This window comes from Stenotrophomonas sp. PD6 (genome assembly GCF_049199305.1).
Lineage (GTDB): Bacteria > Pseudomonadota > Gammaproteobacteria > Xanthomonadales > Xanthomonadaceae > Stenotrophomonas.
In genome coordinates this window covers 229,332-243,717 of the sequence record NZ_JBLZQD010000002.1, presented here as the reverse complement: position 1 = coordinate 243,717, position 14,386 = coordinate 229,332, and the positions used below count along the sequence as shown (strand labels likewise).

9 protein-coding genes are annotated in these 14,386 nt (G+C 67.6%); 3 read left to right on the top strand and 6 right to left on the bottom strand.

The window, feature by feature from the left end; translation table 11 throughout:
* Window positions 1-154: 154 nt before the first annotated feature.
* Complete coding sequence (locus ACOZHM_RS03970; protein ID WP_421567659.1) at window positions 155-868, bottom strand: response regulator transcription factor; 714 nt, start codon at window positions 866-868, stop codon at window positions 155-157.
* Window positions 869-1,089: 221 nt separating this feature from the next.
* On the opposite strand from ACOZHM_RS03970, the gene ACOZHM_RS03965 reads away from it, so the two are divergent.
* Window positions 1,090-1,809 carry a hypothetical protein gene (locus ACOZHM_RS03965; protein WP_421567658.1) on the top strand — a complete coding sequence of 240 codons (720 nt, stop codon included), beginning with the start codon at window positions 1,090-1,092 and terminating at the stop codon, window positions 1,807-1,809.
* A 6-nt stretch (window positions 1,810-1,815) separates the two neighbouring features.
* Here the strand turns inward: ACOZHM_RS03965 and ACOZHM_RS03960 are convergent, their stop codons facing one another.
* Window positions 1,816-3,963: a S46 family peptidase gene (locus tag ACOZHM_RS03960; protein ID WP_421567657.1), complete on the bottom strand. Its 2,148-nt coding sequence runs from the start codon at window positions 3,961-3,963 to the stop codon at window positions 1,816-1,818.
* A gap of 125 nt (window positions 3,964-4,088) precedes the next feature.
* Between ACOZHM_RS03960 and ACOZHM_RS03955 the strand changes: the two genes are divergently transcribed.
* On the top strand, window positions 4,089-5,774 hold the full coding sequence (locus tag ACOZHM_RS03955; RefSeq protein ID WP_421567656.1) for an Hsp70 family protein: 1,686 nt from the start codon (window positions 4,089-4,091) through the stop codon (window positions 5,772-5,774).
* A complete protein-coding gene (locus ACOZHM_RS03950) occupies window positions 5,771-7,108 on the top strand; it encodes a hypothetical protein (protein ID WP_421567655.1) in 1,338 nt (445 codons plus the stop codon). Before ACOZHM_RS03955 ends, ACOZHM_RS03950 begins: the two co-directional genes overlap by 4 nt.
* Window positions 7,109-7,258: 150 nt before the next feature.
* Here ACOZHM_RS03950 and ACOZHM_RS03945 read toward each other — a convergent pair whose 3' ends face one another.
* From ACOZHM_RS03945 to ACOZHM_RS03930, 4 genes are all read right to left on the bottom strand, one after another.
* On the bottom strand, window positions 7,259-7,573 hold the full coding sequence (locus ACOZHM_RS03945; RefSeq protein ID WP_421567654.1) for a SymE family type I addiction module toxin: 315 nt from the start codon (window positions 7,571-7,573) through the stop codon (window positions 7,259-7,261).
* Between the two features lie 641 nt (window positions 7,574-8,214).
* Window positions 8,215-12,048 carry a translocation/assembly module TamB domain-containing protein gene (locus tag ACOZHM_RS03940; protein ID WP_421567653.1) on the bottom strand — a complete coding sequence of 1,278 codons (3,834 nt, stop codon included), beginning with the start codon at window positions 12,046-12,048 and terminating at the stop codon, window positions 8,215-8,217.
* Window positions 12,045-13,829 (bottom strand): autotransporter assembly complex protein TamA, encoded by a 1,785-nt coding sequence (locus ACOZHM_RS03935; protein ID WP_421567652.1) that lies wholly within the window; start codon window positions 13,827-13,829, stop codon window positions 12,045-12,047. Before ACOZHM_RS03935 ends, ACOZHM_RS03940 begins: the two co-directional genes overlap by 4 nt.
* Window positions 13,830-13,967: 138 nt before the next feature.
* Entirely contained in the window at window positions 13,968-14,375 is a 408-nt protein-coding gene (locus ACOZHM_RS03930) for a hypothetical protein (RefSeq protein WP_421567651.1), read from the bottom strand.
* Between the last annotated feature and the right edge of the window lie 11 nt (window positions 14,376-14,386).

Here is a 14,386-nt window from a genome sequence, read left to right as displayed (position 1 = left end):
CAGACGTCCCCTGTCAGATCAATCCCGAACGGCAGGCGACAGACGTCGCCGGCGGTGCCGGGCGGGGCGAATTGTGATGTTGCCGTGAAATCAAGTCAGTGCCGGCGGCTCACGCACGCTCACACTGGCTCACTCCGCCCTGCGGGGCAGCGGGTCACACCGTGAGCAGGTAGCCCTGGCCGCGCAGCGCGCGAATCGGCAGTTCCACGCCGGTGGCGCTGCGCACGCGCGTGCGCAGCCGGTGCACCAGCACGTCGAGGCGGTGCGGATCGAAGTCCCACGGCGCGTCGGTAAGATTGGCGATGAGCTGTTCGCGGGTGACTGCCACCCCTGCGGCCACGAACAGCCGCTGCAGCACGCCACGCTCCATCACCGTCAGCGCCAGCGTCGCCGCCGTCGGTGCGTGCAGGGTCCAGTCGTCGTCTGCCAGTCGCCAGCACGGCGGCGGCGGCGGCGCAGTTGCGGCGGCCACCAGCGCGGCCGACGGCAGGCGGCGACGCAGGCTGTGCAGGCCGGCGGCGAGCACATCCATGTCCGGTGGCTTGACCAGATAGAGATCGGCGCCCTGGTTCAGGCCCAGCGCCATGTCACGCGCGTCGCCGCGCCCGGTGAGCATGACGATGCCGATCGATCCCGACGCGCGCAGGTGGCTGGCCACCGCATAGCCGTCTTCGCCGGGGAGACCCACGTCCAGCACCACGATGTCGCAGCGGTCGCTCAGCAGCGCGCGGTACAGCGCCTCGGCACTGCCCAGCCCGCGCACCGTGGCGCCACGCCAGGCAAGGTCGTCCAGCAGCAGCGCCCGCAGCTCCGGATCGTCTTCGACCACCCAGACCTGCAGCCCCGCCAGCTCCCCCGCGCGGGTCATCGGCGTTTTGCCGTGACCATCGTCGTTTCCTGCCGTCACGTAGCCTGTCGCATCCCCCAAACCAGTCCGCAGTCTAGCCTTCGTTCTGAATCGAGCCAAATGCGACAAAGGTGGGAGTCCGGCCCAAGGGTGCCTGCGACAGTCGAAAGTCGCCGCCGCCCCTTCTCCCGCAAGGGTCCTGCAGGCAGCGTAGAGGTCCCCAACCCGCCCCCTGAGCGCCCATGCAACCCGCTGCCCCCTCTCTCGGTTTGACCCCGCTGCTGCGCCACCGGCTGGAGGTGACCCTGCCCGCGCGCGACCGTGAGGCGATCATCGACGCGCTCGACGACATGCTGGTGACGGTCTGCAATGCGCCATTCGTCGCCCCGCCGGGGCGCGGCCGCGGTGCCGCCTGCGGGTTGATGGGGACGCTCTACCTGGCCATGCAGACGCCTGCCGCCGGCGCGCAGGCCGGCCCCCTGTCGGAGCAGGAAGTGGCGGCGCTGGAGATCACCCGCTTCCTGCACGAGATCGAACTGTCCTGCCGGGACGCGTTGGATGTCGACCTGTCCCAGACTCCCCGGCACGCACAGGTGCTGAACGAGGTCCGGCGGGAGCTGGGCAGCCTGCCCGCCCAAGGCTGCCTGCCCTCGTTGGGGCGCGACTGCTCCATCAACAACCTGGCGGGCAAGCTGATCCTGGCCGCGGCGGCGGCGCATCAGCAGATCACCGAGGTGCGCGTGTTCGATGTACGCCGCGTTGCACCGGCGGCCGGCAGGCACGACGGCGGTGTCGCGCTGAAGGCGGCCGCCTGGCATGCCGACGCGCCACCGCCCCGCCAGGCGCAGCCTGCGCGGAGCGAGGGCTGGGACCCGAACGACCCGCTCGATACGGGCGACGCCGCGCTGGACCTGTCCCGAGCACCGGTGGTGCTCGGCTGGAAGTGCCTGCGCCGCCTCTGACCGGGGTCAGTTGGCCGGAACGCCCATTTCCTTGAGCAGTTCCGGTGCCGGGTAGACCTTGGCCAGCAGCCAGCGCAGGTAGCGCATGTCCACGTGCACGGCGCGCTTGAAGCGCGGGTCGAACCACCAGCTGGCGCTGACCGATTCCCAGTTGCTGTCGAAGTTGAGCCCGATCAGCTCGCCGCGTGCGTTCAACACCGGCGAACCGGAGTTGCCGCCGGTGGTGTCCAGGTTGGTCAGGAAGTTGACCGTCTGGGTCTTCAGCACGGGGTCGGCGGTGCTGCCGAAATCGCCCTTGGCGATCGCCGCCAGCAGCGGCTTGGGCGCGTCGAACGGGAAGGCGTTGGTGTTCTTCTCGACGATGCCGGCCACGGTGGTCACCGGGTCGAAATGCACCGCATCGCGCGGCGACAGCGCCTCCACCTTGCCGTAGCTGATGCGCAGGGTGCGGTTGGCATCGGGATACACCGCCCGCCCCTGCTTGGCGCGCCACGCGAACAGGGCCTGCATGTAGGCCGGGCGCAGACGCAGCTGCTCGCCTTCGCGGTCCTTGCGCTGGTCTTCCAGGCGCAGCTGCGCTGCCACCAGCGGGCCGGCCAGGTCGATGAGCGGATCAGCCGCCAGGGCCTTGCCGTCCTTTGCCGCGGCGAAGCGGGTCAGGCGCTCGGCTTCCTCGCCCAGCCGGGTGCCGGCGTACAGCGTGTCCAGCGCCTTGGCCAGCGCGGCCGGGGTGCGGCCGAACGCGGCATCGAATTCGGGCAGGCGCTGCGCGTCGGGCAGCTGCTGATAGCGGGTGAACAGGTCGGTCAGCAGCGCCTTCTCCACATCCGGCGCGTAGCGGCGCTGGACCTGCTTGAGCACGCCTTCGATCAAGGCCTGGTCGCGCTGCTGGTAGCCGCTTTCTCGCTCGGCGTCGGGCTTGGCCGACTCGATGCGCAGGCGCTCCAGCAGCAGCGCCGAGCGCAGCAGCTGGCTCTGGGTGGCGGCCTGCTCCAGCACGAAATCGCGCTCGCCCATCGCAGCGCCCTGCGACAGCGTGCCGAACAGCGCCTGGATGTCCGGCTGGTAAGCCGCATCCGTGGCCTCCAGCATGGCCGCTTCGTCGGCGGCGCGCTGGGTCTTGGCATCGCTGCGCAGCAAGCCTTCGAGCTCACCGGCGGCCCGCTTGCGGTTGTTTTTCAACGACTGCAGCTGCGCGGCGTAGCGGGTGCGCGCCTGCGAATCCTTGGCCGTAGCGGCCTCGATGGTGTCGATCATCTGCTGGAACACCGCGACCCGGCGCGGCAGCACTGCATCGATCTGGCCGGCGAACTCTGCCGCGGTGCGGTGGCGGTAGGTGATGCCGGGGTAACCGGCCAGCATCGCGTAGTCGCCGGTCTTCGGGCCGTCGATGGCCATCTTCAGGTGTGCCGGCGGGTGGTAAGGCACGTTGTCCGGACTGTAGGCGGCCGGCTTGCCGTCCTTGCCCACGTAGGCACGCAGCAGGGTGAAGTCGCCGGTGTGGCGCGGCCACATGAAGTTGTCGATCTCGTCGCCGTAGTTGCCGATCGCGCGCGGCGGCGCGTACACCAGGCGTACATCGCTCAGTTCCAGCTGGCGGATGCGGTAGAAATCGGTGCCGTAGTACATGTCGGCCACGCTGCAGCGCACGTTGCCTTCCTGCTCGCACTCGGCCACCAGCCGCTTGCTGGCGCGGTCGACCGCGTCGAAGTAGGCGCGGCCGGTCTTGCCGCGTGCATCGCGCAGCACTTCATTGGTGACCTTGTCGAAGCCGGTGGTGACCAGCACCCGGAAGTCCGGGTTGGACGGGCGCTCGTCGGCCCGGCCCTGGGCGATGAAGCCGCCATCGATCAGGTTGTGCTCGGCCGTGCTGTTGTACTGGATCACGCCCATTGCGACATGGTGGTTGGTCAGCAGCAGGCCATCGTCGGACACGAACGAACCGGTACCGCCGCCGGCCCGCACCACCGCGCTCAGCGGCGGCGCCGTCACGTTGGCCAGGTCGGCCGGGTTTCCCTTGAAACCGGCCGCCTTGAGCGGCTTGGCCAGGTCCGGCAGCTGGGTCGGCATCCACATGCCTTCGTCGGCATGGGCGCCGGCGGCGAGGGTGAGACCGAGCGCCAGGGCGGCGACGAGCGGGGTGCGTGCGGGCATGGGTGCATCCAGTACGGCGGAACGAGCGGGCACCTTAGCCACTGGGGGCGCGTGGGGCAACGCCCGATGGTCAGGGGTGGCGGTCGGTGGATAGAATCTGCGCTTCTCAGGGGGAGATGGCAGGGATGATCGTAGGGATTGATCTGGGCACGACGCATTCACTGATCGGCGTGCATGACGGTCAGGGGGGACGGCTGTTTCCCAATGCACATGGCGAGCTGCTGACGCCATCGGTCGTGAGTCTGGATGGCGACACGGTGCTGGTCGGCCAGGCCGCGCGGGAGCGCCTTGTGACCCACCCGGAGCTGACCACGTCCGTCTTCAAGCGGCAGATGGGTACCGACCATGAGACGACACTGGGCGGGCGTCGGTTCCGCCCCGAGGAACTGTCCGCGCTGGTGTTGCGGTCACTGATCGCCGACGCGGAGAGCGCGCTCGGGGAGACGATCACCGAGGCGGTGATCAGCGTACCGGCCTACTTCAGCGATGCCCAGCGCAAGGCGACGCGGGCGGCCGGCGAGCTGGCCGGCATCCGCGTCGAACGGCTGATCAACGAACCTACGGCTGCTGCGCTGGCATATGGGCTGCGCGACCGCGAGGGCGAAGGCCGGGTCCTGGTACTGGACCTGGGCGGCGGCACGTTCGACGTGTCCCTGCTGGAGCTGTTCGACGGCGTGGTAGAGGTGCATGCCTCGGCGGGCGATACCTTCCTGGGTGGCGAAGATTTCCTGGAGGTCCTGCTGCAGGCATTCGCTACCGATACCGGGACCGACCTCAAACGGTTGCCGGCGTCGGAGCTGGCGCGCCTGCGCCAGCAGATGGAGGCGTTCAAGCAGGGTCTGTCGACCCACGGCGACAACCGGCTGCAGATTCAACTGCTGGATGCGTCCGTGGAGTGGAGTTGCACGGCGGAGCGGTTCGAGACGCTCGCCGCACCGCTGCTGCAGCGCATGCGACTGCCCATCGAGCGTGCACTGCGCGACGCCCGGCTGGTGCCCGGCGACATTGATGACGTGGTGCTGGTCGGCGGAGCGGTACGCATGCCGATGGTCGGCCGGCTTGCTACGCGGCTGCTGGGTCGCTTGCCTTTGCGGCACATCCATCCGGATCAGGCCATCGCGCTGGGTGCCACGCTGGCGGCAGGATTGAAGGCGCGCGCCATCGATCTCGACGAGGTCGTGTTGACCGACGTTTGCCCCTACACATTGGGCATCGATGTTTCCCGGGTGGACGAGCGCGGCCGATACCATCCTGGCTACTTCCTGCCGGTGATTCCACGCAACAGTGTGGTGCCGATCAGTCGCGAGCAGTCGATCAGTCCGGTGTCGGACAAGCAGAAGATACTGTCGATCGGGGTCTATCAGGGCGAGCACCCGGTAGTGGAACGCAACATCGCGCTGGGCCGGCTGGAGATTCCAGTCGATCCAGCGCGCGGGGGCGATGGCAGTTTTCGTGTGCGGTTTACGTACGACGTTGATGGGCTGCTGCAGGTGGAGATTACCGATACCAGCAACGGGCACCGGCACGACCTTGTCCTGCAGCGCAATGAAAGCGCACTGGACGCTGCGCAGATCCAGACACGCCTGGCCGCACTGCAGGCGTTGAAGGTGCACCCCCGCGAGCACCTGCCCAACGTGGCACTCATGGCGCGCGCCGAGCGGGTCTACGCGGAGTACATGGACAATCGCGACCATGTCCAGGCGTGGCTTGCGCAGTTCCGATCCACGCTGGAGAGTCAGGATACGGCGCGCATTTCCGAACAACGCGATGCATTCAGTGCCGCGCTGGACGCACTGGAAGCCGAATCATGAGTGCAGGCGAGGAGCTGCTGGAGCTTGCCGAACAGGGCGACGAGCGTGCGGTGAAACGTGCCTACGCACGGCTGTTGCGTTGCAACCGGCCTGATGATGATCCTGACGCGTTCCAGGATCTGCATGCCTGCTACCAGCACGCGCTCGCGATGTGCCGCAGTGTGCCTGAGGAACAATCCGATGCGCCGCCTGCGCTTCATTTGCCTGTACCGGACGTTGGCACACCAGCGGTTGCCAGGCTCGAAACGACGTCCACTGCGTTGGATCCGGAGGTCGCGGCGCTCGACATCCTCCAGCAGGCGGCCGTGGTGAGCGCAGCGTCATTGAGCCAGTTGCTGCAGGAGCGTGCCCTGGGCTGGTCGCTCAAGTTCCGGGGCGACGTCGGCTGGGCACTATTGGAACGCCTGCATCACGAGCGTCCGCCCGTATCGGAGGCAAACTTCGGCACGCTGATGCAGGCCTTCGACTGGGATGACATTGCACTCGACCTGGACGCGTTGTGGTTGGCGACGGTGGCGCGCCGTTGCCGGCAGGCATGGAAGCTGCTGCCGGAATCGCGTGGCGCACTGCGCATCGACTACGAGCGTTTCAGCGAGCGTTACCTGTCCGCGCAGGAGACCGATGAAGCGGTGGCGCGATTGCACGAGCCGCGCCCGCGCTGGCGCAATCGCCTCGACGCCACCCTGCCCACTCGCGCCCGCGACACCCCGTTCATGCTGGCCGCGCTGGAGTACTGGCCAGAAGAAGAAGTACCGACGGGGCTGGATCCGGGCCAGGTCGGCTTCTGGGCGAGGTTTGGCGATGCATCGCATCCTGTGCGCCTTCGGTACGGCGCGCTGCGCTGCGCCATCGTCGGGCTGTTCCTCGGCGCGGTTACCGCATGGGGTGTCAACGCCAGCCCTGCCGTAGGCGTGAACAAAGGATGGCTGTTCATCGCCACCGCAACCCTGATGGTGCCTGCCGGCTGGCTGCTGGTCCTTGGGTTCAAGGGACTGTTGCGTTGGCAGTGCGTGCATGAAGACGAAGCGCGCGGGCCGGCTTGGCTGCGTTGGGCGTTCCTGCCGTTGGCCGCCGTTGCGGTGGGCGCGGCGATGTGGGCGCAGCGGGCGCAGGGAATAGACGGGCTCCTGCTGATGACGCTGGACCGCGCGTGGGTATTCGGGTTGGCCCTCATTGCGATGACGCGCGCCAGAGTGCGTGGGCCGGACCCGGAAGGCGAACCCAACGCGCTACCGCTGGTCGCCGGGGTGATCTGGCCGCTGGCGGGCATCGGGATGTCGCTGGTGTTCTGGGCAATCGATCTGCGCAGGAACCTCGGCAATCGCCGAGGGTAGGATTGGTTCCCAAAAAACCGCCGACCATGCGTGCGATCGCGTTGACGCCTGGAAGCCCGCAATCGCACGACCGTTGGAGCTGCGATGCCGACCATTGCAATGCCGCCACCGGATGCGGGCACACGGTCGGCGGTCGATTGGGATGCGACCCTACCAGCGGACGCGGTCGGAACGCTGCTTGGCCTGGTACCACCCCGGCCGGCACGCCACGCGCACTACCGGGGTGAGGGTGCGCAGCAGCAGGCAGCCAGGCGCGATCTGCACGCTCAGGCGCGTGCCTGCTTCGATGCCCGCCGTGGTCATCCACATGCCGCGCAGGTGCAGCGACGGTATCAATAACTCGTCGGGCGGGGGCGCACGGTCGTGCTCGCGCAGTGCGCCGGTCAACACGGTGCGTGGTGTGCGCCAGTGGTAGATGACACGCGGCTGGGTGTCAGCGGATGAATCGCTTTCATGGTCGTGCATGGTAGGCCTCTCCTGGATGTCTCCCTCGCCGGAATGGCGAGGGAGTCGGGAGGCTAATAGCCGTTAGCAAGAAACGGTGCGACGTATTTCCACGAGGGTGTTGTATTTCGCCACCCTCCCGACGCATTACATCAAGCCTGCTGTATTGCTGAGCTATTAGACTCAGGACCTACCATGCGCACGCGGAAACCATATCGGAAATCGGTTGTATCTGTTGAGGTGCGCTGCTTGGTTGGCGTCGCCTAACACCCTGTCGGGTTTGAGCTGCATGTGCCTGCAAGTCATTGCGCGCCAAGCAGATCGCGGAATGTGATGCGCCGCGCAGGCTGAGCAGTCGCAGTGCTGGTAGACGATCTGATTCGCGTTTTTCATTGCCGTTTTCGGCATGCACCGCGCTGATAGTTGTGCACGTGCCGGTAGGGTTGGTTCCCAAACAACCGCCGATGATGGGTGCGATCCGATTGACGCATGGACGCCTGCAATCGCACGGCCGATGAAACCGCGCTGCCGATCATTACAATGCCATCACCGGGTGCGGATGCAGGGTCAGCAGTGGTGCTCTTCCGCATCCTGCGGCCGCACCACTTGTGCATCCCTGCACGTCGTCGATTGGGATGCGACCCTACCGAGGCAGCTCGGCGTTATTTTTCCTTTCGCCAGTTGAGCGAGCCGCGGTTTTCCACGGTGCTCGATTCCACTTCGATATCGAAGCCGCGGCGCAGCAGGTACTTCAAGGTCAGCACCGAACCGCTGCCGACCAGCGAGACGCCGTAGCCCACGTACAGCTTGGGCGAGATGAACTTGCCCACGCCGATCACCGAACCGCCCAGCGCGCGCGACTGGCTCACACCTGCGTCGTCCAGGCCGAGCTTGGCGCCCAGCTGCGAGGCGAGCAGGCCACTGCCGGCCGACAGCGCCGCCGAGGCCGCGTTGACCTGCTGGGTCTGGTCGCTGCTGGCACCGGTCAGGCTGCGGCCCAGCACCAGGAACGCCAGCGCCTCGGACTGCGACATCGTCGGGTCCGACCACACATCCACGCGTGGCGACTGCGCACGCCCGGTCACGTCGATACCGGCAGTGACATCGCCGATGCGGCGCTCGGCACGGATGTTGATGCGCGGGTCGGAAACGGCGTTGAAGTTCCAGTTGAGATTGCCGCGGGTGATGGTCAGGTCCTGGCCATAGGCCTTGTAGCGGCCACTGACTTCCAGTGCGCCATTGGCCGTCATCTCACGGCCCGGCCGCGACCACACCTGCATCTTGCCGCCCAGCCCGCCCTTCAGGCCGAACCCGGCCATGCGCACGTTGTCGCCCAGGCTCACGGTCAGGTCCATGTCCAGCGGCGAGCTCGGCGTCTCCTCGGGGTCGGCCGGGTCCAGCACCACCACGTCTTCAGACACGGAGGTGCCACGGTCCAGCCGTTCCAGGTCCAGGTCGGCCTCCGGCACGTGCACGGTGCCGCGCAGCTGCATGGCGGCGGCGGCCAGGGTGAAGTCGAGGTTGGGGTTGGCGACGATGCGCAGCTCCGGCGTATTGGACAGCAGCACGTTCTCGCCATGGATATGCAGCTGCAGCGGCTGCGCATCGCCGAACCACGACAGGCCACCGTCCACGAACAACGTGCCCTTGCCCGAGTTGGCCTGCGCGGTGATCTTTGCCGAACCGTCCGGCTGGGCGGTGAAGTTGCCGCTGCCCTGGTCGAAGGTGAGGCCCAGCGCGGGGAACTCGCCCTTGAAGTTGCTCAGCTTGGCCTCGCCACCCAGCGACGGCGTGCCACGGGTGCCGCGCAGGCTCACGTGGCCCTCGATCAGGCCGGTGGGGCGCACGATGTCCGGCGAGAACAGCTCCAGCCAGTACAGCCGCGACATGTTGAGGTACAGCTCGCCGTTGAGCGGCGCGCTGGCATCCCAGCCGGTCTGCACCTTGGCATCGACGAAGCCGTTGCCCTGGAAGCCGACACCCAGCTTGGCGTTGATCTGCGCCGGGGTCATTTCCAGCGTGGCCGAGAACTGGTCATAGCGCACCAGTTCGCCACGCGCGTTGTCGCCCAGGCGGATGCCGCCTTCCAGCGACGCGATTTTCGCGCTGCCTTCCCACGCATTGCCACGCGGGCGGATGTGCCCGTCCAGGGTGATCTCGCCACGCAGGTGCAGACGACGCCCGGACTGCGGCGGCAGCCACGGCTGCACCAGTGCCAGCGGCAGCGCATCACCACGAATTTTCAGCCCGTCGCGCGGCCAGTTGGCGCTGGCGCACAGCGCGCCGCCGGTGGCGGCGCCCAGGCAGGTATCGCTGAGGGTGAAGCTGCTGCCCTGGATGCCGAACGTGGACGGCGCGCGCAGCGACCACGCGTCGCCCTTGACCGGCGCGATGCGCAGCGCGGCAAGCTCACCACGCCAGGCGTTGCCCTGCTGGCGTACGCCGCCCTGCAGCGCCACCGCGCCCAGTTCGTTCTTCGCCTGTGCGTCCAGGCGCAGGTTGGAGATGCCGCCGCTGGCATTCACATTGAGGGTGTCGAGCAGCATGCCGACCTGCACCTTGGTGCCCTGCAGCGCCAGCGTGCCGTTGTTGCCCTGCCATGGCAGGTTGCCGCGAATGCTCAATGCTTCGGCGCTGTAATCCGCATAGCGCAGGCCACTGCCCACCAGGTCGGCGGTGATGTCCGGCGCGGTGCGCGGTCCACGCACCTGCACCTGGCCACGCAGGGTGCCGGTGCTGCCGGGCATCAGGTCGTCCAGCTGCACCGGATCGAGCTGTGCCTGCACGTCGAGCCGGTCGCCCACGCTGCCGCGCGCGGTCAGCCGGCTGTTGCCCACGGCCAGCCGCACGTTGCCCTCGCCCTGCTGCCCGCGCAGCGCGAAGCGCCCCTGCGCGTCCACGCGGCGGTTGCGCAGCGTGCCGTTGATGCCGGGCACGTCCACGGTGGCCTCGTATGCACCGGCGGTGCCGGCCGGGCTGCCCGCGGGCGGCGGCAACTGCCGGCCCTTGGACGCGAGCGAACCGGACAAACGGCCGTCCCAACCGGGCACGAAGTAACCCGGGTCGAACGCGGCCAGCTTGGCGGCGACGTCCCAGTCCAGCTGCGGCGCCCACGCCACCTGGCCGGTCATGTCGAGCGCGCCGCCCGGGGTCTTGGCCTGCAGCTGTTTGATCTGCGCGGCGGTATCGCTGCCACGGATGTCGAATTTCAGGTCAGCCGTCTGCTGCTCGCGCTCGACGGCCGCGGTGCCCACGGCGGCCCAGGTCTTGAGCGTGCCGGCCAGGCCCATGCGCGCTTCTTTCAGCGTCACCGGAACCGGCTTGGCCGCACCTTGCGTGGTGGGATCAGCTTCCGGCACGAAGGTGAGGTCGTTGGCGACGATCGCGAAGCGCAGGCTCGCGTTCTCGCGGTCACGGAAGTCGGCGGTGCCCTGCAGGCGCGCCTGGCCACCGAAGCCCTTCACCACCAGCGGCGACACGGTCAGCACCTGGTCGGCCAGGCCCACCCGCGAAGGTGCCAGCTCCACGGCCAGATCACCCTGCTGGATGCGGCCCTGCAGGTTGGCTTGGCCGCCCTTGCCATCGGCGGTGAAATCCAGCGACAGCGGCGTACCGGCGGCGTCCATGCCCGGCACCAGCAGCGCCAGGTCCAGTTCCTTGCTGCGTGCGCTGGCCTTCCACACCGGTTCGTCGCGGCCTTCGAAGACGAGGCTGGCCTGCAGCGGCGCAGGCGCATGACCGGCCAGCGCGATCTCCATGCGGTCCAGGTCGCCGCGCGCCACCAGGCCCAGCCGCGCCGGGGTGCGCCCGCGCGGGGCCGGCAGCACCGCGCCGATGGTGATGTCGGTGGAGTAGTTGCTGCGCGGCACGTAACGGCCGTCCACGCGGAAATCGCCGCGGTCGCTGTCGATCTTGAGCTGCTGCGCGCGGAACTCGCCATTGGCGATCTCCAGCCCGCCGCGCAGCTTGGCGATGTCGATCAGCGGCTCCTGCGCCTGGGTGATGCGGAACCCATCGATGATGATGGTGTCGGCCTGGATCGCCAGCGGCATCTCGATCTGCGGCAGCGAACCGGGCCACGAGGGCATCTCGAACGGCTCGTCGCTCTTGGCCAGGTTGAGCGTGGCGTTCTTGATCTGCAGCGCATCGAGCTGCAGCTTGCGGCCGAGCAGCGGGCGGATATCGGGATCGAGGTAGGCGCGCTCGGCGGTGAAGTGGATATCGTTGTAGCGGAAGTCCAGATCGTGCAGCACCAGCGGCCCGGCCACCGGGCCATCCACCTTGCTCCAGGTCAGCGTGGCACCGGCCGGCAGCCGTGCCACCACCTGGGCCAGCAGCACGTCGCGCCCGGCCACGGTCTGCAGCAGCCAGTACACCAGCAGCAGCGCGAGCAGCACCAGCCCAAGCACGGTGAAGCCCGACCACGCCCAGAAGCGGCGCTTGCGGTAGAAGCGCACGCGCGGCGGCGGAGCGGGTTTCGGGCTCGGCGTGCTCACAGGTCCGCTCCGATGCTCAGGTACAGCTGGAACTTGGAGTCCGGGTTGTTCAGGCCATGCGCGATATCCACCCGCACCGGGCCCACCGGCGATTTCCAGCGCACGCCGAAGCCCACGCCGGTGTGCAGGTCGATGGTGTTGTCGAAGGCGCTGCCGGTGTCGACGAATACCGCGCCGCCCCACGGGCCGCCCTTGAAGTAGTGCTCGTACTCGGCCGAGGCGGTCACCACATTCTTCGCACCCAGCGCGAACTTGTCCGGCTCAGGCGTGCGCGGGCCGACCTCACGGAACGCGTAGCCGCGGATGCTGCGGTCGCCACCGGCGAAGAAGCGCAGGCTGGGCGGCATCGCCACCAGGTCGCTGGTCCAGGTGGTACCGCCTTCGCCGCGCAGGATCAGGCGGTCGGCATCGCCGATCGGAATGAACCAGCGCAGCATCACATTGGCCTGCACGAAGCTGGTATCCGAACCGGCGCCTTCAATGCCGCCGCGCAGGGTCGCGCTGCCGCTGATGCCGCTGCGCGGGGCCAGCCGGTCGTCGACATTGACGTAATCGGCCGTCAGCTGTGGGTACACCAGCGTGGAGGTGTTGTAGATCGCGTTGGTGAATTCGGTACCCGACGCATAGCGCCAGCGCTCGCGCAGGGCGTTGATCGAGGCGATGGCGGTCCAGTTTTCGTTGATCTCGCCGCTGCGGCTGCCGATCAGCTTGAAGTTGCGCAGGTCGATGTAGTCGGTCTGCTCGTCATAGGCGCTGGCGGTCAGCGCGTACCAGCCATCCAGCCACTTGAACGCCGGCACCCGGTAGGTGGTGACCAGGCTCTTGCGCTTCTGCGCATAGTCCAGCTGGGTGTTCATCTTGTGGCCGCGGCTGTTGACGAAGCGCCGCTCCAGCCCGCCGCGCACACCGGCGCCACTCTCGCTGCCGTAGCTCACACCGGCGGTGTAGATGGTGCGCTTGGCGCGGGTCAGGGTGACGTCCACCGGCACATTGCCGTTCTCGTCGGCCTGGTCCGGCTGCGGCTGGATGTCGATGACGCTGAAGTAGTCGAGCTTGGTCAGCGATTCGCGCAGGCGGTCCAGCTTGCCTTCGTGGAAATAGCTGCCGGTTTCCCAGTACACCAGCGGGTCGAACAGCTTGGGGTCGAAATAATCTTCGTGGAAGCGGATGTCGCCCATGTTGTAGCGGCGGCCGCTGTCCCAGCTGAGGTTGATGTCGGCGGCGTTGTCGGCGCGGGTGATCTCCACCCTGCGCTGGGTGAAGTCCGCATCGAAGTAGCCGCGTTCGGCCAGGCGCCGGGTGATGGTGATCCGGCTGGCGTCGTACACGGTGTGCTCGAACCGCTGGCCCTTGCGCGGCCGGAAATTCTCCAGGTCCTGCTGCAGGTACTGGTCCAGCTGCGCCGGGCCGGTGATGTCGATGTTCTCGCGGCGCACCAGGGTGGGCGGGCCACGGTCGACATGGATGACCACCCGCAGGTTCTCGCCGTCGCGCGGGCTTTCGACGGTGATGGTGGGGTTGTAATACCCAAACGGCTCCAGCGCCTGGCGGGTCTGGCGCTCGGCCTGGGACAGCAGGTATTCCAGGCGCGACTCGCCCTGCGGCTTGCCGATGGTGTCATACAGCGACAGCGAGACCTCGATGTTCTCGATCATCTCGGCATCGTCGCCCTTGTCCAGGCCGGTGATGTCCACTTTCTCGATGGTGCCGCGCGCATGCGCCGCCGAGGTGGCGGCAAGGGCGAGGAACATCAGCGGCAGGGCATATTTCGTGGGCAGCATGGGCACAGGATAGCGGGATACGGCGGGCCGGCAAAACGACATGGGCGTCCCAGGCTGGACCAAGGCCATTGTCGTTGTGCGGCGGGAAGGCCCCTGTGAAGACCGATGGTCATCGCCTTCCGCCACCGCAAGGTGGGCTCACCACCAGTGACGTTGCGCCTCCAACTGACTCTTGAGGGCCTCCCATGTCATGGGCGGCGATACGAAGATGTCATACGGCCCATGGGTCGCCATCCCCGATTCGATGCACACACTGAAGAATTCGGCTCCCCGGGCAACGTAGTAGCAATCGCCCACACCCTGACAGTCCAGGAACCCGAACACGCACGCATCCTCATGCAGCACGAGGCTCACCTCGCCACGCGACACGTTGTCGGCAGAACGCGCCTCAGGCACCTTCGGGAGGACAACGCCGTGACCCTGGCCGTCCTCGAGAAATCCATACGCAAGGTACTCACCCAGCTGCTGTGAGAGTGCGCTGCAGAACCCGGCATGCAGGTCGGCGTGCTCCGGGCCCAACTGCAACGGGCCACCCTGCAATTGCATGCGTTCTACGA